The following is a 24904-nucleotide window of genomic DNA, read 5'->3' as shown; positions in this document are numbered from 1 at the left end:
GTCAGTCCACCTCTTCGCACGTGACAAGGTGGCGAACGGTGTTCACCATGCCACGGATTTCCGGACGGTCTTCCTTCACGACGACGTCGTTGATCCGCTTGAGGCCGAGCGTACGCAGGGTCTCGCGCTGATTCTGCTTGCCACCGATCTGGGACTTGACCTGGGTGATCTTGAGGTTGCTCATCAGGCCTTCGCCTCCTCAGCCGCGCGCAGGAGTGCGTGCGGAGCGACTTCGTCGACCGGGAGTCCGCGGCGGGCGGCAACCTCTTCGGGACGCTCGAGGCCCTTGAGCGCGGCGATCGTGGCGTGCACGATGTTGATCGCGTTCGAGGAACCCAGCGACTTCGAGAGGATGTCGTGGATGCCGGCGCAGTCGAGGACTGCACGGACCGGACCACCGGCGATCACACCGGTACCCGGGGCAGCCGGACGGAGCAGGACGACGCCTGCAGCCGCTTCGCCCTGGACCGGGTGCGGGATGGTCTTGGCGATGCGGGGGACGCGGAAGAAGTTCTTCTTCGCCTCCTCGACGCCCTTGGCGATGGCCGCGGGAACTTCCTTGGCCTTGCCGTAACCGACGCCCACGAGACCGTTGCCGTCACCGACCACGACCAGCGCGGTGAAGGAGAAACGACGTCCACCCTTCACGACCTTGGACACGCGGTTGATGGTGACGACGTGCTCGATGAACTCGCTCTTCGCCTCGCGGTCCTGACGGTTGCCACGACGGTTGTCGCGGTCACCGCGGCCACGACCACGACGGTCGTCGGACTTGGTGTTGTCGGCCTGTGCGGCCTGGTTCTCGGACACGTTCTGGTCCTTGACTTCTTCGGTGCTCACAGGGACAGTCCTCCTTCGCGGGCTCCCTCGGCGACGGCGGCCACACGGCCGTGGTAGGCGTTGCCACCACGGTCGAAGACGACTGCCTCGACGCCGGCGGCCTTCGCACGCTCGGCAACGAGTTCGCCGACCTTGTGGGCCTTGGCGGTCTTGTCACCCTCGAGGGTGCGGAGGTCGGCTTCCATGGTGGAGGCCGATGCGAGGGTCTTGCCCTCGGTGTCGTCGATGATCTGCACGAAGATGTGACGTGCAGAGCGGTTCACCATGAGACGCGGACGTTCCGTGGTTCCGGAGATGTGCTTGCGCAGACGAGCGTGACGACGTGCGCGAGCAGCCGTCTTGCCCTTGCCATAGCTCTGCTTCTTACCGAAGGCCATGATCACTTACCAGCCTTTCCGACCTTGCGACGGACGTTCTCGCCCGCGTAACGGATGCCCTTGCCCTTGTACGGTTCAGGCTTCCGCAGCTTGCGAATGTTGGCGGCGACCTCACCGACCTGCTGCTTGTCGATGCCCTTGACGGTGAGCTTGGTCTGGCTCTCCACGGTGAATTCGATTCCGGCCGGCGGCTCGATGGTGATGCCGTGCGAGTAACCGAGTGCGAAGTCGAGGTTCTTGCCCTTGGCCTGCACGCGGTAACCGGTACCGACGATCTCGAGGGACTTCGAGTAGCCCTCGGTCACACCGATGATGTTGTTGTTGATGAGGGTCCGGGTCAGACCGTGGAGCGACCGCGATTCACGGGAATCGTTCGGACGCGTCACGGAGATGACGCCGTCTTCGAGTGCGACCTCGATGGGGTGCGCAACGGTGAGCGAGAGCTCGCCCTTGGGCCCCTTGACGGAGACTTCCTGACCGTCGACCTTGACCTCTACGCCCGAAGGAACGGAGATCGGCTGCTTGCCAATACGTGACATTGTGCTGTTTCTCCTTTCCTTACCAGACGTATGCGAGGACTTCGCCGCCCACGCCCTTCTTGGCGGCCTGCTTGTCAGTCAGCAGACCCGAAGAGGTGGACAGGATGGCGATACCGAGACCGCCGAGCACCTTCGGAAGGTTGGTGCTCTTGGCGTACACACGCAGACCCGGCTTCGAGACGCGCTTGATGCCGGCGATGGAACGCTCGCGGTTGGGACCGAACTTGAGGTCGATCGAGAGCTTCTTGCCGACCTCAGCGTCCTCGACGGTGTAGTCGGTGATGTAACCCTCGGACTTGAGGATCTCGGCGATGTTGGCCTTCAGCTTGCTGTGCGGCATGCTGACGTCCTCGTGATACGCCGAGTTCGCGTTGCGCAGACGCGTAAGCATGTCTGCGACGGGATCAGTCATTGTCATGGTGGGCTCGTGCCCTTCCTCGTCACGGTTTCCTTCGGGACGTACCCGGTCGGACCTGCGACGTAGTGCTTCAGTTGGTCTTGAACGGGAAGCCCAGGTGCTTGAGCAGCGCCCGGCCCTCTTCGTCGGTCTTCGCCGTGGTGACCACGGTGATGTCCATGCCGCGCACGCGATCGATCGAGTCCTGATCGATCTCGTGGAACATCGACTGCTCGGTCAGACCGAAGGTGTAGTTACCGTTCCCGTCGAACTGGCGGTCCGAGAGTCCGCGGAAGTCGCGGATACGCGGGAGTGCCAGGGACACGACGCGGTCGAGGAACTCCCACATGCGGGCGTTGCGCATGGTGACGTGGGCACCGATGGGCTGGCCCTCGCGGAGCTTGAACTGCGCGATGGACTTGCGGGCCTTGGTGACGACCGGCTTCTGACCCGTGATGAGGGTCAGGTCGCGGATGGCACCCTCGATGAGCTTCGAGTCACGGGCGGCGTCGCCGACACCCATGTTCACGACGACCTTGACGACCGTCGGGACGAGCATGGGGTTGGAGTAGTTGAACTCCTCCTGGAGCTTCGCCACGATCTCTTCGCGGTACAGCGTCTTGAGACGCGGTGCCGGACGGGACTGCACGTTCGCTTCCGTCATCAGATGTCCTTCCCGGTACGGCGGGAGATGCGGACACGCACGGTCTTCTTACGACCGTCGCGCTCGACCTCCTCGAGGCGGTAGCCCACACGGGTCGGCTTGCCGTCCGTGGGGTCGACGAGCTGGACCTTCGAGATGTGAAGCGGAGCTTCGACGATCTCGATGCCGCCGGCGGTAGCGCCGGATGCGGTCTGCATCGGCTTCTTGTGCTTGGTCACCCGGTTGACACCCTCGACCAGCACGCGGTTGGTCTCGGGGAACACCTGGAGGACCTTGCCCTGCTTGCCGCGATCGCCGCCACGGGACTGCTTGGCGCCCGAGATGACCTGCACGAGGTCACCCTTCTTGATCTTGAGCTTTGCCATACTCACAACACCTCCGGTGCGAGCGAGATGATCTTCATGAACTTCTTGTCGCGGAGTTCGCGACCGACCGGTCCGAAGATGCGGGTGCCGCGGGGTTCACCGTCGTTCTTGAGGATCACCGCAGCGTTCTCGTCGAAACGGATGTAGGAGCCGTCGGGACGACGACGTTCCTTGACAGTGCGGACGACGACGGCCTTGACCACGTCGCCCTTCTTGACGTTGCCACCGGGGATGGCGTCCTTGACGGTCGCCACAATGGTGTCGCCGATTCCGGCGTAGCGTCGACTGGAGCCACCGAGCACACGGATGGTGAGAATTTCCTTCGCACCCGTGTTGTCGGCGACCTTGAGTCGCGACTCGTTCTGAATCACAGATTTTCTCCTGTCGTCTCGTCGGTTCTCGTGGCGCGCACGAGCCTGACGGAACGGTCAAATGGTGTGTGCCCTCCCCCGGCGTGCCCGGTGGCCACTGTGGAGCAGTGGGACCGGGCGGGAGCCGGGGGCAGGCGGCGTCGAAGAGGCGGAATTACTTCGCGCGCTCGATGACGTCGACGAGACGCCACCGCTTCGATGCCGACAACGGGCGGGTTTCGGCCACGAGAACGAGGTCGCCGATGCCGGCGGTGTTCTGCTCGTCGTGAACCTTGATCTTCGAGGTCTTCTTCATCACTTTGCCGTAGAGGCGGTGCTTCTTGCGATCCTCGACCTCGACGACGATCGTCTTCTCCATCTTATTGGAGACGACGTAGCCGCGCGCAGTCTTGCGACGGTTGTCGCGGACAGTGGTGGTCTCTTCAGCCATCACTTACCCTCTTCCTTTGCATCGGCCGGGTTCGTACGGATCGACAGCTCGCGCTCGCGGAGCACGGTGTAGATCCGGGCGATGTCACGACGGACGGCCTTGAGACGACCATGGCTCTCGAGCTGGCCGGTGGCCGACTGGAACCGGAGGTTGAACAGTTCGGCCTTGGCCTTCTTGAGCTCTTCGACGAGACGATCGTTATCGAAACCGTCGAGGGCGTCCATGGAGAGATCCTTGGAACCGATAGCCATGATCATTCACCACCTTCACGCCGCACGATGCGGGCCTTGAGCGGAAGCTTGTGGATCGCCAGGCGCAGGGCCTCGCGAGCGACTTCCTCGGACACGCCGGCGAGCTCGAAGAGAACTCGGCCCGGCTTGACGTTTGCGACCCACCACTCGGGCGAACCCTTACCGGAACCCATGCGGGTCTCGGCGGGCTTCTTCGTGAGGGGGCGGTCCGGGTAGATGTTGATCCAGACCTTGCCGCCACGCTTGATGTGGCGGGTCATGGCGATACGAGCAGCCTCGATCTGGCGGTTCGTGACGTAGGCCGGCTCGAGAGCCTGGATGCCCCAGTCACCGAATGCCACGGTGTTGCCACCCTTGGACATGCCACCACGCTTGGGGTGGTGCTGCTTGCGGTACTTGACACGACGCGGGATAAGCATCCGTCAGCCCTCCGATCCGGCTTCTGCAGCCGGAGCTGCAGCAGCAGTCTGGTTCTTCGAAGCGTCGCGGCGGTCGTTTCCACGACCACGGCCGCCACGGCCACGGCCGGCGCCACGACCCGCACCACGCGGACCACGGTTGTTCGGCTGCGCGGCTTCCTGCGCGGCGATCTCCTTGTCGGTGAAGTCGCCCTTGTAGATCCACACCTTCACGCCGATGCGACCGAAGGTCGTGTGGGCCTCGAAGAAGCCGTAGTCGATGTTCGCGCGGAGGGTGTGCAGCGGCACGCGACCCTCGCGGTAGAACTCCGAACGCGACATCTCCGCACCGCCGAGGCGGCCGGCGCACTGCACGCGGATGCCCTTGGCACCGGCCCGCATGGCGGACTGGATGGCCTTGCGCATCGCGCGGCGGAAGGCCACGCGGGACGCGAGCTGCTCGGCAACACCCTGAGCGACGAGCTGGGCGTCGACCTCGGGGTTCTTGACCTCGAGGATGTTGAGCTGGATCTGCTTTCCGGTGAGCTTCTCGAGCTGACCGCGGATGCGGTCCGCCTCGGCGCCGCGGCGACCGATGACGATGCCCGGGCGTGCCGTGCGGATGTCCACACGGACACGGTCACGGGTGCGCTCGATGTTCACGCGGGAGATGCCCGCGCGCTCGAGACCGGTGGACAGCATCTTGCGGATCTTGATGTCCTCGAGGACATAATCCGAGTAACGCTGGCCCTTCTTGTGGGAGTCCGCGAACCACTTCGACTTGTGATCGGTGGTGATTCCGAGGCGGAACCCGTTGGGGTTGATCTTCTGACCCATCAGGCGTCCTTCCGTGCGTAGCGGGCCGGCACATCGTCACCGGACGCGAGGGTCACGGTGATGTGGCTGGTGCGCTTGTTGATCCGGAACGCACGCCCCTGAGCGCGGGGCCGGAACCGCTTCATGGTGGGTCCCTCGTCGACGAATGCCTCCGAGATGACCAGATCGTTCTCGTCGAACGCCTCTCCGAGCTTGTCGGCCTTGACACGCGCATTGGCGATGCCCGAGGCGACGAGCTTGTAGATCGGATCGGACGCGGACTGTTCTGCGAATTTCAGCACCGCGAGGGCTTCGGTTGCCTGCTGACCACGAATGAGGTCAACGACGCGCCGAGCCTTCTGGGGCGTTACGCGCAGGTAGCGCGCCTTCGCCATGGCTTCCATCGTTTCCTTCTTTCCTTCTGACCGTGAGAGCCGGCCGCGATCAGCGGCGGCGGCCCTTGCGGTCGTCCTTTTCGTGGCTGCGGAACGTCCGCGTGGGTGCGAATTCGCCGAGCTTGTGCCCGACCATCGCTTCGGTGACGAAGACCGGGACGTGCTTGCGGCCGTCGTGCACGGCGATCGTGTGTCCCAGGAAGTCCGGGATGATCATCGAGCGACGGGACCAGGTCTTGATGACGTTCTTGGTGCCCTTTTCGTTCTGAGCAGCAACCTTCTTGTAGAGGTGCTCGTCGACGAAGGGGCCCTTCTTCAAGCTACGAGGCATATTTCAGGCTCCCTATCAGCGCTTCTTGCCGGTGCGGCGGCGGCGAACAATGTACTTGTCGCTTTCCTTGTTCGGCTTGCGGGTACGGCCTTCGGCCTGTCCCCACGGGCTGACCGGGTGGCGACCACCGGAGGTCTTGCCCTCACCACCGCCGTGCGGGTGGTCAACCGGGTTCATGACGACACCACGGACGGTCGGGCGGACGCCCTTCCACCGCATGCGGCCTGCCTTGCCCCAGTTGATGTTGGACTGCTCGGCGTTTCCGACCTCGCCGACCGTTGCGCGGCAACGGGCGTCGACGTTGCGGATCTCGCCGGACGGCATACGCAGCTGGGCGTACGGGCCGTCCTTGGCGACGAGCTGAACCGAAGCGCCTGCGGAGCGTGCGATCTTCGCGCCGCCACCGGGGCGGAGCTCGACCGCGTGGATCACGGTACCGACGGGGATGTTGCGCAGGGCGAGGTTGTTGCCCGGCTTGATATCCGCGCCGACACCGGCCTCGATCTGGTCACCCTGCTTGAGCTTGTTCGGCGCGATGATGTAACGCTTCGTGCCGTCCACGTAGTGCAGGAGTGCGATGCGAGCGGTGCGGTTCGGGTCGTACTCGATGTGCGCGACCTTGGCCGGCACACCGTCCTTGTCATGACGACGGAAGTCGATGACGCGGTACTGGCGCTTGTGACCGCCGCCGTGGTGGCGGGTGGTCACGCGGCCCTGGCTGTTGCGGCCGCCCTTCTTGGGCAGCGGGCGCAGAAGCGACTTCTCCGGCGTCGACCGGGTCACTTCGACAAAGTCGGCGACCGAGGAGCCGCGGCGGCCCGGGGTCGTCGGCTTGTGCTTACGGATTCCCATGAGTCCTAATCCTTCTGACGAAGTGATCGCTTAGAGCGATCCGCCGAAAATGTCGATCGAACCTTCCTTGAGCGCGACAATGGCACGCTTGGTGTCCTTGCGCTTGCCCAAGCCGGTACGGGTCCGACGGGTCTTACCCTGACGGTTCAGGGTGTTCACCTTCTCGACCTTCACACCGAAGATGGATTCGATTGCGTACTTGATCTCGGTCTTGTTCGAACGCGGATCGACGAGGAAGGTGTACTTCCCTTCGTCCATCAGGTTGTAGGACTTTTCCGAGACGACCGGTGCGATGATGACATCGCGCGGGTCCTTGATCTTCACGCTGCTCATGCTGCGTCCTCCTGCTTGTCGGAGCGGCCGGCCTTGGAGGCACGGTTCAGGAAGGAAGCGAGGGCGCCCTCGGTGAAGACGATGTCGTCCGCCATGAGCACGTCGTAGGTGTTGAGCATGCCCTCGGAGAGGACGTGCACACCCGGGAGGTTCCGCACCGAGAGGTACGTGAGCTCGTCCGAGCGCTCCACGACGACGAGAGTGTTCTTGCGGTCCGAGAGGGCCGCGAGTGCTGCCTTCGCCTGCTTGGTCGACGGCTGCTCACCGGTGACCAGAGCGGAGACCACGAACACCTGACCCAGGCGTGCGCGATCGGACAGGGCGCCACGGAGGGCGGCGGCCTTCATCTTCTTGGGGGTGCGCTGCGAGTAGTCACGCGGCACGGGGCCGTGGACGATTCCGCCGCCTGCGTACTGCGGAGCACGGATCGAACCCTGACGGGCGTTACCGGTGCCCTTCTGCTTGTAGGGCTTCTTGCCGCCACCGGAGACCTCGGAGCGGGTCTTGGTCTTGTGCGTGCCCTGACGTGCAGCAGCGAGCTGTGCGACGACGACCTGGTGGATCAGCGGAACGTTGGTCTCGACGCCGAAGACGTCGGCCGGGAGTTCCACGGAGGCACCGGTCTTCGCGCCGGCAGCATCGAGAACGTCGATGGTGTTGGTTTCAGTCATGTCTCTCAGGCCTCCTTCGCAGCGGAGCGAACGAGAACGACAGCACCCTTGGGGCCGGGGACGGCACCCTTGACGAGCAGGAAGTTGTTCTCTGCGTCGACCGCGTGGATGGTGAGGTTCTGCGTGGTGTGCTTGACGGCACCCATGCGACCGGCCATGCGCAGACCCTTGAACACACGCGACGGCGTCGAGGCGCCACCGATGGAACCGGGCTTGCGGTGGTTGCGGTGCGCACCGTGGGATGCGCCGACACCGGCGAAGCCGTGGCGCTTCATGACACCTGCGGTGCCCTTACCCTTGGTCTTCGCGGTGACGTCGACCTTGGTGCCGGCCTCGAAGGTGTCGATGCCGAGCTCCTGGCCGAGCGAGTACTCGGAAGCGTCCGGGGTGCGCAGTTCGACGAGGTGGCGACGCGGAGCGACGCCTGCCTTCTCGAAGTGACCGGCCGTCGGCTTGTTCACCTTGCGCGGGTCGATCTCGCCGAAAGCAATCTGCACGGCGGAGTAGCCGTCGACCTCTTCGTTGCGGATCTGCGTGACAACGTTGTTGCCCGCCGCGATCACGGTGACCGGAACCAGGTTGTTGTTCTCGTCCCACACCTGGGTCATGCCGAGCTTGGTGCCGAGCAGACCCTTGACGACGCGAGTGGTGGGGCGGGGCTTGGAACGGGTGTTAGCCATTACAGTCCTCCCCCTCAGAGCTTGATCTCGATATTGACGTCGTCGGCGAGGTCGAGACGCATGAGCGAGTCGACGGCCTTCGGCGTCGGGTCCACGATGTCGATGAGGCGCTTGTGGGTGCGCATCTCGAAGTGCTCGCGGCTGTCCTTGTACTTGTGCGGAGAGCGGATAACGCAGTACACGTTCTTCTCCGTCGGGAGCGGCACCGGGCCAACAACCGTAGCGCCCGCGCGAGTGACAGTGTCCACGATCTTTCGTGCAGCACTGTCGATCACCGCGTGGTCGTACGACTTGAGCCGGATGCGGATCTTCTGTCCCGCCATGGCGTCGTAACCTTTTCTTTCGTTCTTCCCGGCCATCAACCGTTGTCCTCGCGGATCGAACGGTCTGTGCCGGCTGAGTGTGACCGACCCCCGGGGTCGGGCGTGTCGCCCTGCGCTTGCGCGCAGAGGTTCCACGCATTCCTTCATTCGGTTGCCCGGTGTTATCGAACCCGATGAACCAGATTCTGACCGGAGATTTCTGAGCTGTTCGACGGCGCACGCCGTGGGACCCGGGGAATCGAACCGCTATATGATCGATTCGCAACCGGCCCAGGGTCGACCGTTCGTCCTGTTCCGTCCCACCGCTATATGAGTGACGGACCGAGATTCACGGGCCGTCCGTGCAGGGGCCAGAGCTCGAAATGCAACCCGTCTATCTTGTCACAGCCGACAAGTCCCGCGCAAACGCGGGTCGGAGGACCTCCATCACATTTGTCCGCCCGCGCGTGTCTCCCCATTCATCCCGCGGACTTCGCGCGGGCGGCCCGTGCGGCCTCGGCGCGTTCCTGGAGCTGCGCCACCTTCTCCTCGTCGCGGGTGAGGTTCTCCCCTGTACTCGGGTCGAACACCATCACGCGGGCCGGATCGAACCACAGCTGCGCCTGCTCCCCCTCCCGCACCCTGGAGGCGCCCGAGAGCGTCGCGATCATCTGGGTCCGCATGCCCTCGCCGTCGAGGTCCCGGTCGAGCTGGTCGAGCGAGGCCCGGATCTCGTCGGAGGCGCTGAACGGCAGGTAGACGTACACCTCGTTGCCCAGCCACTCGACGACATCGACCTCGGCGGTGAGGACAGCACCGTGGTCCCGCCGGGACTCCTCGACGAGCGAGAGGTCGGAGAAGGCCTCGGGTCGGATCCCCGCGATGAGCACCTTCCCCTCGTGCGCGGTGAGCTTCGCAGCCTTCGCCTCGGGCAGGGCGAAACGACCGAACGGACTCTCGAGCGCTCCGGCGGAGTACGTGACGGGCAGGAAGTTCATCGGTGGGGAACCGATGAATCCTGCGACGAAGAGGTTCACCGGCTGCTCGTAGAGCTCCTGCGGACTCGCGAACTGCTGGAGTCGGCCCTTCTTGAGGACCGCGACCCGATCGCCGAGCGTCATCGCCTCCGTCTGGTCGTGGGTGACGTAGATCGTCGTCGTCCCGAGGCGCCGCTGCATCCGGGAGATCTCCGTCCGCATCTGCCCGCGCAGCTTGGCATCGAGGTTCGAGAGGGGCTCGTCGAAGAGGAACGCCTTCGCATCCCGGACGATCGCCCGGCCCATGGCGACGCGCTGCCGCTGACCGCCGGAGAGGTTCCCGGGCTTGCGGTCGAGGTGCTCGCGGAGTTCGAGCATCGCGGCCGCGTCCTCGACCCGTCTCCGGATGTCCGCCTCGGAGTACTTGCCCTTCGCGAGGCGCAACGGGAACGCGATGTTCTCCGCCACCGTGAGGTGTGGATAGAGGGCGTAGCTCTGGAACACCATCGCGAGGTCACGGTCGCGCGGGGAGCGGTCGTTCACGACCTCCCCGTCGATCCGCAGTTCGCCCTCGGTGATGTCCTCGAGGCCCACGACCATCCGCAGGAGCGTCGACTTACCGCAGCCGGACGGCCCGACGAGGATGACGAACTCCCCGTCGCGGATGTCGAGGTTCACGTCGTTCACCGCCGGGAAGCCGTCGGCGTACCGCTTGACGATGTGCGAGAGCGTGATCTCAGCCATGGTGGACCTTTCCGTGGGGTGCCTCGGCGTTCATCCCTTCACCGCGCCCTGGGTGAGGCCGGCGACGATCTGGCGCTGGAACAGGAGGACGAGGACGACGACGGGGACGGTGACGACGATCGCCGCCGCGGCGATCGCCCCGGCCGGCTCCTCGAACTGCGAGGCGCCGGTGAAGAAGGACAGCGCGGCCGGGACGGGCCGGGCCGCCGAGGTCGAGGTGAGGGAGATTCCGTACACGAAGTCGTTCCACGCGATGAAGAACGCGATGATCGCGGTCGTGAACACCCCCGGCGCGGCGAGGGGCACGATGACCTTCCGGAACGCCTGGAACGGGCTCGCCCCGTCGACCTGCGCCGCCTGCTCGAGCTCCCACGGGATCTGCCGGAAGAACGCCGCGAGCGTCCAGATGGAGATCGGGAGGGTGAGCGAGAGGTACGGGATGACGAGCCCGAGCCAGGTGTCGAAGAGCCCGATCGCCGACCACACCCGGAACAGCGGAGTGACGAGCGAGATGACGGGGAAGATCGACACCGCGAGGGCCATCGTGAGGACGAACTTCTTGCCGGGGAACTCGAGTCGCGCGACCGCGTAGGCCGTGAGCGTCGAGAGGACGACGGCGATGAGCGTCGCGATGAGGCAGATGCCGATCGAGTTCACGAGGGCCGGGACGAAGAGTTCGCGGGCGCGGCCGTTGAAGATGAGGTCGTAGTTCTGCCAGGTGATCTCCGTGGGCCAGAACTGCCGATTCGCGATATCGGCCGGCGATTTGAGCGACAACGACACGATCCACACGACCGGGAACAGCGCGTACACCGCGATTGCGAGCGACAGGAGGACCCAGAAGAGGGTCTTGCCACGTGTGCCCATGATCAGCCTCCCCTCGTCTGGGACAGGTCGACCCGGAACAGCTTGATGAAGACGAAGCAGATGAGGGCGACGCAGAGGAACAACAGGACCGAGAGCGCCGAACCCATGCCGATCTGCAACTGTCCGATCGACTGGTCGTACGCGAGGAAGGACACCGTCGCGGTGTTCTGCGCACCGTTCGTCATGACGAAGACCGAGTCGAAGACGCGGAAGGCGTCGAGCGTACGGAACAGGAGCGCGACCATGATCGCGGCCTTCATGTTCGGGATGATGACCCGACTCATGCGCTGCCACCAGCTCGCGCCGTCGACGGTCGCGGCCTCCACCATGTCGCCGGGGATCTGGGCCAACCCGGAGAGCAGGAGGAGCGAGATGAAGGGTGTCGTCTTCCAGATCTCAGCGGCACAGATGACGAAGAACGAGGACCAGAAGCCACCGAACCAGTCGAATTCCTCGAGCCCGAACCACGTCCCGACGAACCCCGTCCCGAGGTCGAACGCATAGGTCCACGAGAACGCGGAGACGACCGTGATGATGCCGTAAGGCACGAGAATGACGGTGCGGATCCACGGCCGCACCGCCCGCACGGCGTTGAGCATGACGAGGGCGAGGGCGAAGCCGAGGACGAGTTCGACCGCCACCGTCACCACCGTGATGAGGAGGGTGACGCCGAGCGTCTGCCACCACAGGGGGTCGGTGAGGACGACGAGGTAGTTCTCACCCGCGTTGAAGAATCGGTTGTCCGGGTCCGTGAGGCGGTAGTTGAAGAACGAGTAGTAGAGGGCCTGGAGGATCGGGTACCCGGTGACGGCGAGGAGGATGACGACGGCGGGCGCGGAGAGCAACCAGCCGAGTTTCCGTTCCGCGCGGGCCCGGTCCGACAGTGCGGGCTTCGGCGCGGAGTTCCGCGTCCCCTTCGCGGGCCCCTCGGTCCGCGGGACGGTCGTGTCGCTCACAGCAGTCGCTCCCCTCGCAGGATCTCGGTGATGACGAGTGCGGAGCTCGCGGGGGTCGATTCCGGATTCACGGAACCGGGAGCGTGCCAGGTCTTCTGCACTCCCCCGCTCACCTCGTTGTAGTAGGGAGTGAGCGGCCGCGGTGCCGAGGCCTCGAGCGACTCGACGATCGTCGGCGCGGCCGGGAACTGCTCGGCGATCGCCGGGTCCTCGAACGCCTGTGTGTTCGAGGGTGCGTTGCCGTCCGAGAGGAAGTACGCCGCCTGGTTCTCCGCCGTCCGGATGCACTCGACGGCGTCGAACGCGAGGTCGGGGTGCTGCGAGAACGCCCCCACCCCGAGGTTGATCCCGCCGAGCGGCGGCGCGGACGGGTCCTCCGGATCCACCCGCGGGTAGAGGGCCCAGCCCATGTCGTCGAGCACCGCCCGGTCGAGGCTGCCCTCCTCGACGGCCGCCGACGTCGCCGCGTACACGAACGGCCAGTTCACCATGAACCCGCCGGCATCGGACTGGAACTCGAGCATCGAGGCGTTCTCGTCGAGGGTGCTGTACGCGGGACCGGCGACCCCGGTCTCCCCGATCCGCCGCATGATCTCCGCGGCCTGCGTGCCCGCCTCACTGTCGATGCCGAGCTCGACCGCATCCGCGCCGTCGGCCTCCGGGTTCTCGACGATGTGCCCGCCGGCGGACTCCATGAGCGCGTTGAGCCACACCATGAGCGACTCGGCGCGGACCCCCTGGACACTGAGGCGCGTGCCCGTGGATTCCGCGGCGTCGATGAGCTCGTCCCAGGTCACGGGCCTGCTCATGTCGAGGCCGGCCTCGGCGGCCACGGATTTCCGGTACCAGAGCAGCTGCGTGTTCGCCCAGAACGGCGCTGCGATGAGTTCGTCCTTCCACGTCGAGGAGTCGATGGAGGACTGGATGACGTTCTCGGTGAAGGCCTGCTCGTACTCCTCGGGTACCGGTGCGAGGTAACCGGCGTTCGCCATCTCTGCGACGAAGACGGGGTCGAGGCTCATGATGTCGATCGAATCGTCGTTCGACGCGAGCCTGCGCACGAGCTGTTCCCGCTGTCCGGGTGCGTCGTTGGGCAGCAGGGTCGTCGCGATCCGGTAGGCGCCGTCGGCCTCCGCCGTGCACTGCTCGGCGATCGCCGCCTGTCCTCCGTTGTCCGGGTTGATGTACCACGTGAGGGTGGGCGCTCCGTCGTCCGGCGCGCAGGCACCCAGCGCGAGGAGAAGCGCGGCTGAGGGCAGTGCGAGCGCGCGGAACGGTCCGCGTCTCCTGCGGCTTCGGCGATCCGGCTCCATTGCAGTTCCACCTGGTCGTTCGGGTTCGTGTCGCTCGGGACGAGGTCGTTCGGGTCGGTACCCCGGTCACCGGGGTCACGGCGAGGACGGAGCCACGGCGTTGTGAGCCGCGTCCCGGGCTTCAACCTATACCACGTGTTCTCTTTCCGCCACGGTCCTTTCAGGCCTTTTCGGGGCCGGTTCCGGGAGCGGGGTGGACGAACCACACGGCCGTGTCCGGAGCGAGGACCTCACCGCTCCACGCCTCCGGTGAGCTCCCGAGCACGAGGCGCCACGCAGGGGGCACCGTCATCGGCACCTCCTCGCCGCCGAGGTTGGCCCGGACCTCGACCACGTCTCCGCCCGTGCACTGCACGGAGAAGGCGAGCACCTGGTCCGGCACCCGGCTCGGGGCCCGTTCCTCCCCCGGCCACGCGGTCTCCTCCACCGCGCTCTCCGCCGCGTCGTACCAGGAGAACTCACCGCGGCCGAGCCGGAGCTCCTTCCGCGCCGCGAGGAGCCGCCGGTACAGGTGGAGGACCGACTCCGCGTCGGCCTCCTGGAGGTCGACGGCGGAGGCGGCGTACGCCTCGGGGACGGGGAGCCACGGGGCGGAGTCCGGAGCGGTACCGAACCCGAGGTGCGGCTCCACGGCGCTCCACGGCATCGGCACCCGGGCTCCGTCGCGCCCGAGATCGGCTCCTCCGGACCGCTCGAAGGCCGGGTCCTCGCGCGCCTCCGGTGGGAGCGTCGTGTGGTCCGGGAGCGCGAGCTCGTCGCCCTGGTACACATATGCAGACCCGGGGAGCCCGAGGAGGACGAACGCCATCGCCCGTGCCCTCCGCCGTCCGAGCGCGGCGTCCGGCTGCGGGTCCAGCGGTCCGATGCCCCGCTGATGCGGTGGGGGCGTGGGCAGGCCGAACCGGCTCGCGTGGCGGACAGTGTCGTGGTTGGAGAGGACCCACGTGGGCGGTGCCCCGACCTCACGGGCGTGGGCGAAGGTCTCCCCGATCGAGCGCCGGAGGGCCGCCGGGTCGTAGCCGGCCATGAGGAAGTCGAAATTGAACGCCTGGTGCATCTCATCGGGCCGGACGTAGCGGAACAGGCGGTGCATGGGATCGACCCACGCCTCGGCGACGAGGATCCGAGGCGGTGCGTACGCGTCGAGGAGCCTGCGCCATGTCCGGTAGATCGCGTGGACGCCGTCCTGGTCGAAGTACGGTGTGCGGTCCATGGGGGCGTGACCGACGTGTTCCTCACCGCCGATCATGAGGACGCGACCGGCGTGATCGGGCAGGCCCTCGGCCTTGACGAGACCGTGCGCGACGTCGACCCGGAACCCGTCGACCCCACGCTCGAGCCAGAACCGGAGCACGTCCGCGAATTCCGCGTGAACCTCGGGATCCGTCCAGTCGAGGTCCGGCTGGGTGACGTCGAAGAGGTGGAGGTACCACTGGCCGGGCGTGCCGTCTGTTTCCGTCACCCGCGTCCAGGCGGGACCACCGAACACGGAGGTCCAGTTGTTCGGCGGTTCCTCCCCCGAGGCGCCCCGGCCGTCGCGGAACAGGTAGCGACGCCGCGCGGGCGAGTCGGGTGGGGCGGCGAGGGCCTCGCGGAACCAGGGGTGTTCGCTCGAGGTGTGGTTCGGCACGAGGTCGACGATGACCTTGAGCCCGTGCCCGTGGGCCTCGCCGATGAGGCGTTCGGCGTCGTCGAGCGTACCGAACATCGGATCGACATCGCGGTAGTCGGCCACGTCGTACCCGGCATCGTGCTGCGGGGAGACGTAGAACGGGGAGAGCCAGACCGCGTCGACGCCGAGCGAGGCGAGGTACGGCAGCCGGGCGATGACGCCCGGCAGGTCGCCCATCCCGTCCCCGTTCCCGTCGGCGAAGGACCGGGGGTAGACCTGGTAGACGACGGCGTCCTGCCACCATGCGATGTCATCGGAGGGAGTCATGGCACCACGATAGATGCCCGGGCGGACACAGTGGCTGGAACTTCCACGGATTCGCCACGGGAAACCGAATCGATTTCCCTTTCACGAGACGCAAAGCGTTTCGGTTGGCCTCGTCGAATTCGTTGCTTTCGCCGGCTGCTCAGCATCTGACCCGTGCCGTCGCAGGGTGCACGGCGCCGGTGAATGCACGAATGCCCCGGTCCGAGGACCGGGGCATTCGTTCGGATCGAGGATCCGATCACCTCAGGAAGGTGATCAGGCGACGATCTTGGTCACACGACCTGCGCCGACGGTGCGTCCACCCTCGCGGATTGCGAAGCGGAGGCCTTCCTCCATGGCGATCGGCTGGATGAGCTCGACCGACATGTCGGTGTTGTCGCCGGGCATGACCATCTCGGTGCCCTCGGGCAGCGTGATGACGCCGGTGACGTCCGTGGTGCGGAAGTAGAACTGCGGGCGGTAGTTCGAGTAGAACGGGTTGTGGCGTCCACCCTCGTCCTTGGAGAGGATGTAGACCTGGCCCTCGAACTTCGTGTGCGGGGTGATCGAACCCGGCTTCACGATGACCTGGCCGCGCTCGACCTCGTCGCGCTTGGTGCCGCGGAGGAGGAGTCCGACGTTCTCACCGGCGCGTGCGTCGGGGAGGGTCTTGCGGAACATCTCGATGGCGGTGACGGTGGTCTTGGAGGAAGCCTCCTTGATACCGACGATCTCGATCTCCTCGTTGGGGAGGAGAACGCCGCGCTCGACACGACCGGTGACGACGGTGCCGCGACCGGTGATGGTGAAGACGTCCTCGACGGGCATGAGGAACGGCTTGTCGATCTCGCGCTCCGGCTCCGGGATGAAGTCGTCCACGGCATCCATGAGCTCTTCGACGGTCTTGACCCACTCGGCGTCGCCCTCAAGAGCCTTGAGTGCGGACACGCGCACGACGGGAGCGTTATCGCCGTCGAACTCCTGGTCGGAGAGAAGCTCGCGAACTTCCATCTCGACGAGGTCGAGAAGTTCCTCGTCCTCGACCATGTCGGCCTTGTTGAGGGCGACGAGGATCGCCGGCACGCCCACCTGGCGAGCGAGCAGCACGTGCTCGCGCGTCTGCGGCATCGGACCGTCGGTAGCAGCAACCACGAGGATCGCGCCGTCCATCTGGGCGGCACCGGTGATCATGTTCTTGATGTAGTCGGCGTGACCCGGGGCGTCGACGTGTGCGTAGTGACGCTTCTCGGTCTGGTACTCAACGTGCGAGACGTTGATGGTGATACCGCGCTCCTTCTCCTCCGGAGCGTTGTCGACCTGATCGAAGGCACGCGCCTCGTTCAGATCCGGGTACTTGTCAGCAAGCACCTTGGTGATGGCCGCGGTCAGAGTCGTCTTACCGTGGTCAACGTGACCAATGGTACCGATGTTGACGTGCGGCTTAGTCCTGTCGAAACTAGCCTTTGCCACTGTTCCTCCTGGTTGTTGGTGTAGGAAACGAGGTTCGTGTCCTACGCCTTCCTATTTTTAGGGTGTCCGGGCCGGGGGTACCCGGCCCGGACGACGGGCAAGAGATTACTCTCCGCCGCGGGTCTTCTGGATGATCTCGTCGGCAACTGCCTTCGGGACCTCCGAGTAGCTCTCGAACACCATCGAGTACACGGCGCGGCCCTGCGTCTTGGAACGCAGGTCGCCGATGTAGCCGAACATCTCCGACAGCGGAACGGAAGCGCGAACGATCTTCACGCCGGCTGCGTCCTCCATGGACTGCACCATGCCGCGGCGGGAGTTGAGGTCGCCGATGACGTCGCCCATGTACTCCTCCGGAGTACGGACCTCGACGGCCATCAGCGGTTCGAGAAGAACCGGGTTCGCCTTCTTGACGCCCTCCTTGAGGACCATCGAGCCGGCGATCTTGAACGCCATTTCCGAGGAGTCGACGTCGTGGTAGGCACCGTCGATGAGGGTGGCCTTGATGCCCACGAGCGGGTATCCGGCGAGGACACCCATCTGCATCGCGTCCTGGATACCGGCGTCCACGGACGGAATGTACTCACGGGGCACGCGGCCACCGGTGACGGCATTCTCGAACTCGTAGATGGTGTCGCCCTGGACCTCGAGCGGCTCGAAGGTGACCTGCACCTTTGCGAACTGACCGGAACCACCGGTCTGCTTCTTGTGGGTGTAGTCGACCTTCTCCACCTTGCGGCGGATGGTCTCGCGGTAGGCGACCTGCGGCTTGCCGACGTTCGCCTCGACCTTGAACTCGCGACGCATGCGGTCGACGAGGATGTCGAGGTGGAGCTCGCCCATGCCACCGATCTCGGTCTGGCCGGTCTCCTCGTTCAGGTTGACCGTGAACGTCGGGTCTTCCTTCGCGAGCTTCTGGATGGCCGTCGAGAGCTTTTCCTGGTCACCCTTGGTCTTGGGCTCGATGGCCACGGAGATCACGGGGTCCGGGAAGGTCATCTTCTCGAGGACGATCGGGTTGCTCGGGTCGCACAGGGTGTCACCGGTGGTGGTGTCCTTGAGACCGATGAAGGCGTAGATGTGGCCCGCAACGGCTTCCTCGACCGGGTTCTCCTTGTTGGAGTGCATCTGGAAGAGCTTGCCGATGCGCTCCTTCTTGCCGGTGGTGGTGTTGAGCACCTGGGCACCGGACTCGACCTTGCCGGAGTACACGCGGACGTAGGTGAGCGAACCGAAGAACGGGTGGGTCGCGACCTTGAAGGCGAGAGCCGAGAAGGGCTCCTTCATGTCCGGGTGGCGCTCGAGCTTCTCGTCCTCGTTGTTGAGGGCGTGGCCCTCGACGTTCGGGACGTCGAGCGGGGTCGGGAGGAAGTCGATGACCGCGTTGAGCATGGGCTGGACACCCTTGTTCTTGAACGCGGAACCGCACATGACCGGGAAGGCACGCGAGGAGATGGTGAGTTCGCGGATGCCGGCCTTGAGCTCGTCGAGGGTGAACTCACCCTCCTCGAGGTACTTCTCCATGAGCTCGTCGGACGCCTCGGCGACGTCCTCCATGAGCTGCTGGCGGTATTCCTCGGCCTTGTCGGCGAGGTCGGCGGGGATCTCGACCTCCGTCATGTCCTGGCCCATCTTGGACACGTCCGGCCAGACGTAGGCCTTCATCTTGAGGAGGTCGACGACGCCCTCGAACTCGCTCTCCGCACCGATCGGGAGCTGGATCACGAGCGGCTTCGCGCCGAGGCGGTCCTTGATGGTCTGCACGGTGAAGTAGAAGTCCGCACCGAGCTTGTCCATCTTGTTGACGAAGCACACACGCGGCACGTCGTACTTGTCGGCCTGACGCCACACGGTCTCGGACTGGGGCTCGACGCCCTCCTTGCCGTCGAACACGGCAACGGCACCATCGAGCACACGCAGGGAGCGCTCCACCTCAACGGTGAAGTCGACGTGCCCGGGGGTGTCGATGATGTTGATCTGGTTGCCCTCCCAGTAGCAGGTGGTGGCAGCCGAGGTGATGGTGATGCCGCGTTCCTGCTCCTGCTCCATCCAGTCCATCGTCGAGGCGCCGTCGTGGGTCTCGCCGATCTTGTAGTTGACGCCGGTGTAGAACAGGATGCGTTCCGTCGTGGTGGTCTTGCCGGCATCGATGTGTGCCATGATGCCGATGTTCCGAACCTTCTTGAGGTCGGTAAGCACGTCGAGTGCCACGGTGTCTCTCTCTCGTCAGAATGACTCTTCGGATCGGGTGAGTGTGCCGAACCGGAGGATCCGGCACACCCACCCTATCGATCCGATTACCAGCGGTAGTGGGCGAAGGCCTTGTTGGACTCTGCCATCTTGTGGGTGTCCTCGCGGCGCTTCACTGCGGCACCGAGGCCGTTCGACGCATCGAGGATCTCGTTGAGGAGACGCTCGGTCATGGTCTTCTCACGACGCTGGCGGGCGAAGCCCACGAGCCACCGGAGAGCGAGGGTGTTCGCACGGTGCGGCTTGACGTCGACCGGGACCTGGTAGGTCGCACCGCCGACGCGGCGGGACCGGACCTCGAGCGAGGGACGGATGTTGTCGAGAGCCTTCTTGAGAAGGGCCACCGGATCCGAGTTCGTCTTCGTGCCGGCTGCCTCGAGGGCGCCGTAGACGATGCGCTCGGCGGTGGAACGCTTGCCGTCGAGCAGGATCTTGTTGATCAGCTGCGTGACGAGCGGGGAGTTGTAGACCGGGTCGATGACGACCGGGCGCTTGGGTGCAGGACCTTTACGTGGCATTACTTCTTCTCCTTCTTGGCACCGTACAGGCTGCGCGCCTGCTGACGGCCCTTGACTCCCTGGGTGTCGAGCGTGCCACGCACGATCTTGTAACGAACACCGGGGAGGTCCTTCACACGACCACCGCGCACGAGCACGATCGAGTGCTCCTGCAGGTTGTGGCCCTCGCCCGGGATGTAGGCGGAGACCTCGATCTGGGAGGACAGCTTCACACGGGCCACCTTGCGGAGGGCCGAGTTCGGCTTCTTCGGAGTGGTGGTGTACACACGGGTGCACACGCCACGACGCTGGGGGCTGCCCTTGAGGGCAGGGGTCGAGTTCTTCGCGACCTTCGGCTGCCGTCCCTTACGGACGAGCTGCTGGATAGTAGGCACTAAATATTCTCCATAGCTTCTCGCTGTATCTAATTCCGCAAGCCCCACTCGCGACGCCTACACGTCATTCACGGGTCCGTGCCTCACGGACATGTCCTCCTGCAATCGGGTGAAGCGACCTGCCCGATCCCAGTTATCACACGGCACTGCACACCCCGAGGTCGGGTGTGTCGCAATGCCGATGTTCCGGCAGTGCAGACACGATTCCGACGAGGGACGTGTCCTGCGTGTTGCCGTCATGCACACTCTCGGATCTCTCGCAGCACTCCCGCACGGTGGGGAGAACACGATCCGAAAACGCGCATACGGACATGCCTGATCAAAGATCAGTCGGGCTCAAGCGTAGACCGCCCGGTCCGCAATGGTCAAAACCCGACCCCACCTCCGGCCGCCGGTGCGGCGAGGGTCACACCGGCGCCGGATCCGCCCCGCGGATACACGGGTTCCCGCCGGCCGAGGCGCCGCTTCCGGCAGGCCGGTCGGGGCGCCTCGGGAGGCGCTTTCCGGAGACCGCCGAGGCGCCGGCTCCGATGCACGCCCACCCCCTGTGCATCCCTCCCGTCATCCGGACGCCACCGTCCCGACACGAAAAATTATCTTGATTGATTCAAGAAAATGGGTTTGGATGGAGCCATGTCCTCACAGACCACGGTCCGGTACACCCGCGACGATGCCGAACGCGCACTCCGTGCCGTGCATCTGCGGGTGACCCGTCCCCGGCTCACCGTGCTCTCGGTCGTCGCCCGGAATCCGCACGCGGATACCGCACGGATCATCGCCGGCGCCCGGGAGGATCTGCCGGAGGTCTCCCACCAGGCGGTCTACGACTCGCTGCGCGTCCTCACCGAGGCCGGACTGCTCCGCTGCATCCAGCCCTCCGGGACCGTGGCGCGGTACGAGGCCCGCGTGGGCGACAACCACCACCACCTCGTCTGTCGCGAGTGCAATCGCATCGTCGATGTCGACTGCGCGATCGGCGAGGCCAAGTGCCTGACCCCCTCCGACGGCCACGGTTTCGAGGTCGACGAGGCGGAGGTCATCTACTGGGGCCTGTGCCCCGACTGCTCCACCGCACACCCGCGTCCATGAAGAACCCATCACCCAATGGAAGGACCCTCCCATGACGGAGAATCCCTCGGCCGGCAAGTGCCCGGTCATGCACGACGGACCCGACACCGTCACCCCCGGTCGCGAGATCACCGACGGTGACACCCCGGGCTACCGCGTGCACCCCACCCAGGGTTCGCCGAACAGCGAATGGTGGCCCAAGAAGCTCAACCTCAAAATCCTCGCGAAGAACCCCGCCGTCGCGGATCCCATGGACGCGGATTTCGACTACGAGCAGGAGTTCCTCTCCCTCGACCTCGACGCCGTCAAGGCCGACATCGCGAACGTCCTCACCGACTCGCAGCCCTGGTGGCCGGCGGACTTCGACAACTACGGCCCGCTCATGATCCGCATGGCCTGGCACTCCGCCGGCACCTACCGCGTGTCCGACGGCCGTGGTGGTGCGCACGAGGGTCAGCAGCGCTTCGCCCCGCTCAACTCCTGGCCGGACAACGTGAGCCTCGACAAGGCCCGCCGCCTCCTGTGGCCGGTGAAGAAGAAGTACGGCAAGAAGATCTCCTGGGCCGACCTCATCATCCTCACCGGTAACGTCGCCCTCGAGCAGATGGGCTTCGAGACCTTCGGGTTCGCCGGCGGCCGCAAGGACGTCTGGGAGGCCGACAACGACGTGTACTGGGGCGCGGAGACCGAGTGGCTCGGCGACGACAAGCGCTTCACCGGCAACCGTGAGCTCGACGAGCGCCTCGGTGCGACCCACATGGGCCTCATCTACGTGAACCCCGAGGGCCCGGGCGGCGAACCCGACCCGGTCGCTGCCGCACACGACATCCGCACGACCTTCGCCCGCATGGCGATGAACGACGAGGAGACCGTCGCCCTCATCGCCGGTGGTCACACCTTCGGCAAGACCCACGGTGCCGCCCCCGACACGAACCTCGAGGGTGACCCGGAGACCGCCGGCCTCGAGCGCATGGGCCTGGGCTGGAAGAACAACCACGGCACCGGCCACGGTGACGACACCATCACCTCGGGCCTCGAGGTCACGTGGACCTACCACCCGACCCGCTGGGACAACGAGTTCTTCCACATCCTCTTCGCGTACGAGTGGGAGCTCATGAAGTCCGACGGCGGCGCCTGGCAGTGGCGCCCGAAGGACGGTGCGGGTGCGGACATGGTGCCGCTGGCCCACTCCGAGGGCTTCCGTGAGCCGCGCATGCTCACCACCGACCTCGCGCTCCGTATGGACCCCGAGTACGAGAAGATCTCGCGTCGTTTCAAGGACGACCAGAAGGCCTTCTCCGACGCGTTCGCACGTGCGTGGTTCAAGCTCACGCACCGCGACCTCGGTCCGAAGGACCTGTACCTCGGCAAGGAGGTCCCGTCCGAGGAGCTTCTGTGGCAGGATCCGGTCCCGGCCGGTACCCCGCTCACCGACGAGAAGGTCGCGGAGATCAAGGCCGCGGTCGCCGCGTCCGGTCTCACCGTCTCGCAGCTCGTGTCCACCGCCTGGGCCGGTGCCTCCTCGCACCGCACCTCCGACAAGCGCGGTGGCATCAACGGTGGTCGCCTCCGCCTCGAGCCTCAGCGGTCGTGGGAGGTCAACGAGCCCACGAAGATCGCCCCGGTCATCGCGAAGCTCGAGGAGATCGCCTCGCAGGCCGGTGCCACCTTCGCCGACGTCCTCGCGATCGCCGGCGCCGTGGGTGTCGAGCAGGGCGCGAAGGCTGCCGGATTCGACATCACCGTCCCGGTCTCGACCGGCCGCGGCGATGCCTCGCAGGAGCAGACCGACGTCGAGTCCTTCGGTTGGCTCGAGCCGCGCTTCGACGGCTTCCGCAACTACGTGAAGAAGTCGTTCGGCATCCCGGCCGAGTACCTCCTCGTCGACAAGGCGAACCTGCTCGGGCTCTCCGCTCCGGAGATGACCGTGCTCGTCGGTGGTCTGCGCGTCCTCGGTGCCAACTACGAGGACTCCGAGAAGGGCGTCTTCACCGAGACCCCGGGTGCGCTCACCAACGACTTCTTCGTCAACCTGCTCGACATGGGCGGCACCTGGAAGCCGCTCGACGGTGAGGGCTACGCCGCCACCGAGTACGAGTTCGTCGACGACGTCACCGGTGAGAAGAAGTGGACCGGCTCCCGCGTCGACCTCGTGTTCGGGGCGAACTCCGAGCTCCGCGCCCTCGCCGAGGTGTACGCCTCCGACGACGCGAAGGAGAAGTTCGTCACGGACTTCGTCGCCGCGTGGACGAAGGTCATCGAGGCCGACCGCTTCGACCTCCGCAACAAGTGAGGTGCGTGAGCTGAGCGCCCGAACCGGCGTTCGGCTCGACACGGAAGCGTCGTTCAGCGCTTGAGCGTCGTTCACTCGAACGTCGTTCAGCACGGAAGTGTCGTTCAGCACGGAAGCCTCCCGGAACCGGATCCTCTCGAGGGATCCCGGTTCCGGGAGGCTTCTGTCATTCATTGGCGCGGACGTGCGGTGAGCGGTCATTCAGCCGGTGATCGGCTGCTGTGTTTCCGTTCAGATCGCGATTCCCCGAGGTGGGCGCGTTGAGGTCACGATCGGCTGCGGTGTTTCCGCGAAATCGCGCAACCTATTGCGACTTCGGCCCCGCCGACCGAAGGGGCTCGAGGTCTCCGTAACGTCACGCCACCGCCGAGGCGCCACTCGCCTCGGCGCCGTCCGTAGCGGTGCCTTCCGTCACCGCTGAGTCGTCGGCTTCTCCGCCGCCGGGTGCCTGTGCACCGTCGGGAAGCTCTGTGCCGTCGGGCAGGGTACCGGTGCTCGCATCGCCCGAGGACGAGTCGTCCCCGGAGAACCCTCCGGACATACCACCTCCGGGCATACCACCTCCGGGCATCGAACCTCCCGGCATTCCGCCCCGGGAACCGTCGTCGTTCGATCCACCGGAGCCGGCGAACTGCGACTGGCTCGCCCCGTCACCGGTGTTCGCGAGTGCGGCACGTCCTGCGGCGCCGATCGCACCGCCGGCGAGACCGCCGATGACGAGGAGAGCTCCGCCTGCCGCGAGCGCGGGGACGAGCGGCACGGCCCGTCGCTTTTTCTTCGCGATCACCGACGGGGTGGCGGGCACCGGCGGAACCGCAGGCACCGGCGGCACGGTTTGCGCCGGAGGAACCACGGGCGCCGGCGGGACGGCAGACGTGGACGGGCCGTAACCCACCTCGCCGGCAGGTCCCCCGGCCGACGCCGCGGCAACTGCTGGATCCGGACCGCTCACCTGCGGGTTCACGCGCGTCGGCGCGTATTCGCCGGCCCCGTACCCGTCGTACCGGGGCTGCTCGTTGCGGGGAGAATCGTTCTGGCTCATCGTGGTGTCCTTCCTCCGGGGCGCTCCGGGACGCTCGCGAGGGCGGTCCCACACCTCGTCATGTTCCCGGTTTGCGCTCGTTCTTCTCGATGCCTCCACTGT

At 65.8% G+C, this 24904-nt stretch carries 31 protein-coding genes; 2 read left to right on the top strand and 29 right to left on the bottom strand.

The genetic code is table 11. From position 1 onward, the window contains the following. Position 1: 1 nt before the first annotated feature. The 28 genes from rpmD to rpsL form a co-directional block, all read right to left on the bottom strand. Positions 2 to 184: a 50S ribosomal protein L30 gene (rpmD, locus tag ABD172_RS11440; protein WP_344309748.1), complete on the bottom strand. Its 183-nt coding sequence runs from the start codon at positions 182 to 184 to the stop codon at positions 2 to 4. After that, complete coding sequence (gene rpsE, locus ABD172_RS11435) at positions 184 to 810, bottom strand: 30S ribosomal protein S5 (protein ID WP_344309879.1); 627 nt, start codon at positions 808 to 810, stop codon at positions 184 to 186. The genes rpmD and rpsE overlap by 1 nt, the downstream gene beginning before the upstream one ends. A gap of 26 nt (positions 811 to 836) precedes the next feature. Beyond that, on the bottom strand, positions 837 to 1217 hold the full coding sequence (rplR, locus tag ABD172_RS11430; protein WP_344309747.1) for a 50S ribosomal protein L18: 381 nt from the start codon (positions 1215 to 1217) through the stop codon (positions 837 to 839). 2 nt (positions 1218 to 1219) lie between these two features. Continuing rightward, on the bottom strand, positions 1220 to 1756 hold the full coding sequence (gene rplF / locus ABD172_RS11425) for a 50S ribosomal protein L6 (protein ID WP_344309745.1): 537 nt from the start codon (positions 1754 to 1756) through the stop codon (positions 1220 to 1222). 19 nt (positions 1757 to 1775) lie between these two features. Then, a complete protein-coding gene (gene rpsH / locus ABD172_RS11420; RefSeq protein WP_344309743.1) occupies positions 1776 to 2174 on the bottom strand; it encodes a 30S ribosomal protein S8 in 399 nt (132 codons plus the stop codon). Positions 2175 to 2244: 70 nt separating this feature from the next. After that, positions 2245 to 2817, bottom strand: coding sequence for a 50S ribosomal protein L5 (gene rplE / locus ABD172_RS11415; protein WP_344309741.1), 573 nt, complete (start codon positions 2815 to 2817; stop codon positions 2245 to 2247). Further along, positions 2817 to 3182, bottom strand: coding sequence for a 50S ribosomal protein L24 (gene rplX / locus ABD172_RS11410; protein WP_344309739.1), 366 nt, complete (start codon positions 3180 to 3182; stop codon positions 2817 to 2819). The genes rplE and rplX overlap by 1 nt, the downstream gene beginning before the upstream one ends. A 2-nt stretch (positions 3183 to 3184) precedes the next feature. Then, entirely contained in the window at positions 3185 to 3553 is a 369-nt protein-coding gene (rplN, locus tag ABD172_RS11405) for a 50S ribosomal protein L14 (RefSeq protein WP_344309737.1), read from the bottom strand. A 154-nt stretch (positions 3554 to 3707) separates the two neighbouring features. After that, positions 3708 to 3983, bottom strand: a complete 276-nt coding sequence (gene rpsQ, locus ABD172_RS11400) for a 30S ribosomal protein S17 (RefSeq protein ID WP_344309735.1) — start codon at positions 3981 to 3983, stop codon at positions 3708 to 3710. Then, on the bottom strand, positions 3983 to 4234 hold the full coding sequence (rpmC, locus tag ABD172_RS11395) for a 50S ribosomal protein L29 (protein ID WP_344309733.1): 252 nt from the start codon (positions 4232 to 4234) through the stop codon (positions 3983 to 3985). Before rpmC ends, rpsQ begins: the two co-directional genes overlap by 1 nt. A 2-nt stretch (positions 4235 to 4236) precedes the next feature. Next, a complete protein-coding gene (rplP, locus tag ABD172_RS11390; protein WP_344309731.1) occupies positions 4237 to 4653 on the bottom strand; it encodes a 50S ribosomal protein L16 in 417 nt (138 codons plus the stop codon). Positions 4654 to 4656: 3 nt separating this feature from the next. Then, a complete protein-coding gene (gene rpsC / locus ABD172_RS11385; RefSeq protein ID WP_344309729.1) occupies positions 4657 to 5469 on the bottom strand; it encodes a 30S ribosomal protein S3 in 813 nt (270 codons plus the stop codon). Next, positions 5469 to 5852: a 50S ribosomal protein L22 gene (gene rplV, locus ABD172_RS11380; protein WP_344309727.1), complete on the bottom strand. Its 384-nt coding sequence runs from the start codon at positions 5850 to 5852 to the stop codon at positions 5469 to 5471. Before rplV ends, rpsC begins: the two co-directional genes overlap by 1 nt. Before the next feature lie 40 nt (positions 5853 to 5892). Then, positions 5893 to 6174, bottom strand: a complete 282-nt coding sequence (gene rpsS / locus ABD172_RS11375; protein ID WP_344309726.1) for a 30S ribosomal protein S19 — start codon at positions 6172 to 6174, stop codon at positions 5893 to 5895. 15 nt (positions 6175 to 6189) lie between these two features. Further along, on the bottom strand, positions 6190 to 7026 hold the full coding sequence (gene rplB, locus ABD172_RS11370; RefSeq protein WP_344309724.1) for a 50S ribosomal protein L2: 837 nt from the start codon (positions 7024 to 7026) through the stop codon (positions 6190 to 6192). A gap of 30 nt (positions 7027 to 7056) precedes the next feature. Next, the gene (gene rplW, locus ABD172_RS11365) at positions 7057 to 7359 is read right to left on the bottom strand and encodes a 50S ribosomal protein L23 (RefSeq protein WP_344309722.1); all 303 of its coding nucleotides are present in this window, start codon (positions 7357 to 7359) and stop codon (positions 7057 to 7059) included. Beyond that, positions 7356 to 8030: a 50S ribosomal protein L4 gene (rplD, locus tag ABD172_RS11360; protein WP_344309720.1), complete on the bottom strand. Its 675-nt coding sequence runs from the start codon at positions 8028 to 8030 to the stop codon at positions 7356 to 7358. The genes rplW and rplD overlap by 4 nt, the downstream gene beginning before the upstream one ends. A 5-nt stretch (positions 8031 to 8035) precedes the next feature. Beyond that, the gene (gene rplC / locus ABD172_RS11355) at positions 8036 to 8710 is read right to left on the bottom strand and encodes a 50S ribosomal protein L3 (protein WP_344309718.1); all 675 of its coding nucleotides are present in this window, start codon (positions 8708 to 8710) and stop codon (positions 8036 to 8038) included. A gap of 14 nt (positions 8711 to 8724) precedes the next feature. Beyond that, a complete protein-coding gene (gene rpsJ / locus ABD172_RS11350) occupies positions 8725 to 9033 on the bottom strand; it encodes a 30S ribosomal protein S10 (RefSeq protein WP_009379191.1) in 309 nt (102 codons plus the stop codon). Between the two features lie 458 nt (positions 9034 to 9491). Then, on the bottom strand, positions 9492 to 10733 hold the full coding sequence (locus ABD172_RS11345) for an ABC transporter ATP-binding protein (RefSeq protein ID WP_344309716.1): 1242 nt from the start codon (positions 10731 to 10733) through the stop codon (positions 9492 to 9494). Between the two features lie 30 nt (positions 10734 to 10763). After that, a complete protein-coding gene (locus tag ABD172_RS11340; protein ID WP_344309714.1) occupies positions 10764 to 11600 on the bottom strand; it encodes a carbohydrate ABC transporter permease in 837 nt (278 codons plus the stop codon). 2 nt (positions 11601 to 11602) lie between these two features. After that, positions 11603 to 12556 carry a carbohydrate ABC transporter permease gene (locus ABD172_RS11335; protein WP_344309713.1) on the bottom strand — a complete coding sequence of 318 codons (954 nt, stop codon included), beginning with the start codon at positions 12554 to 12556 and terminating at the stop codon, positions 11603 to 11605. Further along, the gene (locus ABD172_RS11330) at positions 12553 to 13869 is read right to left on the bottom strand and encodes an extracellular solute-binding protein (RefSeq protein WP_344309711.1); all 1317 of its coding nucleotides are present in this window, start codon (positions 13867 to 13869) and stop codon (positions 12553 to 12555) included. Before ABD172_RS11330 ends, ABD172_RS11335 begins: the two co-directional genes overlap by 4 nt. Positions 13870 to 14029: 160 nt before the next feature. Next, positions 14030 to 15808: a glycoside hydrolase family 13 protein gene (locus tag ABD172_RS11325; RefSeq protein ID WP_344309709.1), complete on the bottom strand. Its 1779-nt coding sequence runs from the start codon at positions 15806 to 15808 to the stop codon at positions 14030 to 14032. A 255-nt stretch (positions 15809 to 16063) separates the two neighbouring features. After that, positions 16064 to 17257 carry an elongation factor Tu gene (gene tuf, locus ABD172_RS11320; protein ID WP_344309708.1) on the bottom strand — a complete coding sequence of 398 codons (1194 nt, stop codon included), beginning with the start codon at positions 17255 to 17257 and terminating at the stop codon, positions 16064 to 16066. A 105-nt stretch (positions 17258 to 17362) separates the two neighbouring features. Beyond that, the gene (gene fusA / locus ABD172_RS11315) at positions 17363 to 19468 is read right to left on the bottom strand and encodes an elongation factor G (protein WP_344309706.1); all 2106 of its coding nucleotides are present in this window, start codon (positions 19466 to 19468) and stop codon (positions 17363 to 17365) included. Positions 19469 to 19554: 86 nt separating this feature from the next. Further along, positions 19555 to 20025 carry a 30S ribosomal protein S7 gene (gene rpsG, locus ABD172_RS11310; RefSeq protein WP_344309705.1) on the bottom strand — a complete coding sequence of 157 codons (471 nt, stop codon included), beginning with the start codon at positions 20023 to 20025 and terminating at the stop codon, positions 19555 to 19557. Beyond that, on the bottom strand, positions 20025 to 20399 hold the full coding sequence (gene rpsL / locus ABD172_RS11305; RefSeq protein WP_344309703.1) for a 30S ribosomal protein S12: 375 nt from the start codon (positions 20397 to 20399) through the stop codon (positions 20025 to 20027). The genes rpsG and rpsL overlap by 1 nt, the downstream gene beginning before the upstream one ends. Before the next feature lie 633 nt (positions 20400 to 21032). Between rpsL and ABD172_RS11300 the strand changes: the two genes are divergently transcribed. Both ABD172_RS11300 and katG read left to right on the top strand, forming a co-directional pair. Beyond that, positions 21033 to 21488, top strand: a complete 456-nt coding sequence (locus tag ABD172_RS11300; protein WP_344309700.1) for a Fur family transcriptional regulator — start codon at positions 21033 to 21035, stop codon at positions 21486 to 21488. A 31-nt stretch (positions 21489 to 21519) separates the two neighbouring features. After that, on the top strand, positions 21520 to 23760 hold the full coding sequence (gene katG / locus ABD172_RS11295; RefSeq protein ID WP_344309698.1) for a catalase/peroxidase HPI: 2241 nt from the start codon (positions 21520 to 21522) through the stop codon (positions 23758 to 23760). A gap of 355 nt (positions 23761 to 24115) precedes the next feature. Here katG and ABD172_RS11290 read toward each other — a convergent pair whose 3' ends face one another. Then, a complete protein-coding gene (locus tag ABD172_RS11290; protein ID WP_344309695.1) occupies positions 24116 to 24802 on the bottom strand; it encodes a hypothetical protein in 687 nt (228 codons plus the stop codon). Between the last annotated feature and the right edge of the window lie 102 nt (positions 24803 to 24904).

The sequence above is a fragment of the Brevibacterium samyangense genome (genome assembly GCF_039529845.1).
In the GTDB taxonomy this organism is placed as follows: domain Bacteria; phylum Actinomycetota; class Actinomycetes; order Actinomycetales; family Brevibacteriaceae; genus Brevibacterium; species Brevibacterium samyangense.
The sequence above is the reverse complement of the archived record's forward strand: the minus strand, read 5'-3'. Positions and strand labels throughout refer to the sequence as shown.

Coding starts and splice junctions, on each gene's coding strand:
- rpmD (WP_344309748.1), bottom strand. CDS start 184: ATGAGCAACCTCAAGATCACCCAGGTCAAGTCCCAGATCGGTGGCAAG.
- rplR (WP_344309747.1), bottom strand. CDS start 1,217: ATGGCCTTCGGTAAGAAGCAGAGCTATGGCAAGGGCAAGACGGCTGCT.
- rplF (WP_344309745.1), bottom strand. CDS start 1,756: ATGTCACGTATTGGCAAGCAGCCGATCTCCGTTCCTTCGGGCGTAGAG.
- rpsH (WP_344309743.1), bottom strand. CDS start 2,174: ATGACAATGACTGATCCCGTCGCAGACATGCTTACGCGTCTGCGCAAC.
- rplE (WP_344309741.1), bottom strand. CDS start 2,817: ATGACGGAAGCGAACGTGCAGTCCCGTCCGGCACCGCGTCTCAAGACG.
- rplX (WP_344309739.1), bottom strand. CDS start 3,182: ATGGCAAAGCTCAAGATCAAGAAGGGTGACCTCGTGCAGGTCATCTCG.
- rpsQ (WP_344309735.1), bottom strand. CDS start 3,983: ATGGCTGAAGAGACCACCACTGTCCGCGACAACCGTCGCAAGACTGCG.
- rpmC (WP_344309733.1), bottom strand. CDS start 4,234: ATGGCTATCGGTTCCAAGGATCTCTCCATGGACGCCCTCGACGGTTTC.
- rplP (WP_344309731.1), bottom strand. CDS start 4,653: ATGCTTATCCCGCGTCGTGTCAAGTACCGCAAGCAGCACCACCCCAAG.
- rpsC (WP_344309729.1), bottom strand. CDS start 5,469: ATGGGTCAGAAGATCAACCCCAACGGGTTCCGCCTCGGAATCACCACC.
- rplV (WP_344309727.1), bottom strand. CDS start 5,852: ATGGAAGCCATGGCGAAGGCGCGCTACCTGCGCGTAACGCCCCAGAAG.
- rpsS (WP_344309726.1), bottom strand. CDS start 6,174: ATGCCTCGTAGCTTGAAGAAGGGCCCCTTCGTCGACGAGCACCTCTAC.
- rplB (WP_344309724.1), bottom strand. CDS start 7,026: ATGGGAATCCGTAAGCACAAGCCGACGACCCCGGGCCGCCGCGGCTCC.
- rplW (WP_344309722.1), bottom strand. CDS start 7,359: ATGAGCAGCGTGAAGATCAAGGACCCGCGCGATGTCATCATCGCACCG.
- rplD (WP_344309720.1), bottom strand. CDS start 8,030: ATGACTGAAACCAACACCATCGACGTTCTCGATGCTGCCGGCGCGAAG.
- rplC (WP_344309718.1), bottom strand. CDS start 8,710: ATGGCTAACACCCGTTCCAAGCCCCGCCCCACCACTCGCGTCGTCAAG.
- rpsJ (WP_009379191.1), bottom strand. CDS start 9,033: ATGGCGGGACAGAAGATCCGCATCCGGCTCAAGTCGTACGACCACGCG.
- ABD172_RS11345 (WP_344309716.1), bottom strand. CDS start 10,733: ATGGCTGAGATCACGCTCTCGCACATCGTCAAGCGGTACGCCGACGGC.
- ABD172_RS11340 (WP_344309714.1), bottom strand. CDS start 11,600: ATGGGCACACGTGGCAAGACCCTCTTCTGGGTCCTCCTGTCGCTCGCA.
- ABD172_RS11330 (WP_344309711.1), bottom strand. CDS start 13,869: ATGGAGCCGGATCGCCGAAGCCGCAGGAGACGCGGACCGTTCCGCGCG.
- ABD172_RS11325 (WP_344309709.1), bottom strand. CDS start 15,808: ATGACTCCCTCCGATGACATCGCATGGTGGCAGGACGCCGTCGTCTAC.
- rpsG (WP_344309705.1), bottom strand. CDS start 20,025: ATGCCACGTAAAGGTCCTGCACCCAAGCGCCCGGTCGTCATCGACCCG.
- ABD172_RS11300 (WP_344309700.1), top strand. CDS start 21,033: ATGTCCTCACAGACCACGGTCCGGTACACCCGCGACGATGCCGAACGC.
- katG (WP_344309698.1), top strand. CDS start 21,520: ATGACGGAGAATCCCTCGGCCGGCAAGTGCCCGGTCATGCACGACGGA.
- ABD172_RS11290 (WP_344309695.1), bottom strand. CDS start 24,802: ATGAGCCAGAACGATTCTCCCCGCAACGAGCAGCCCCGGTACGACGGG.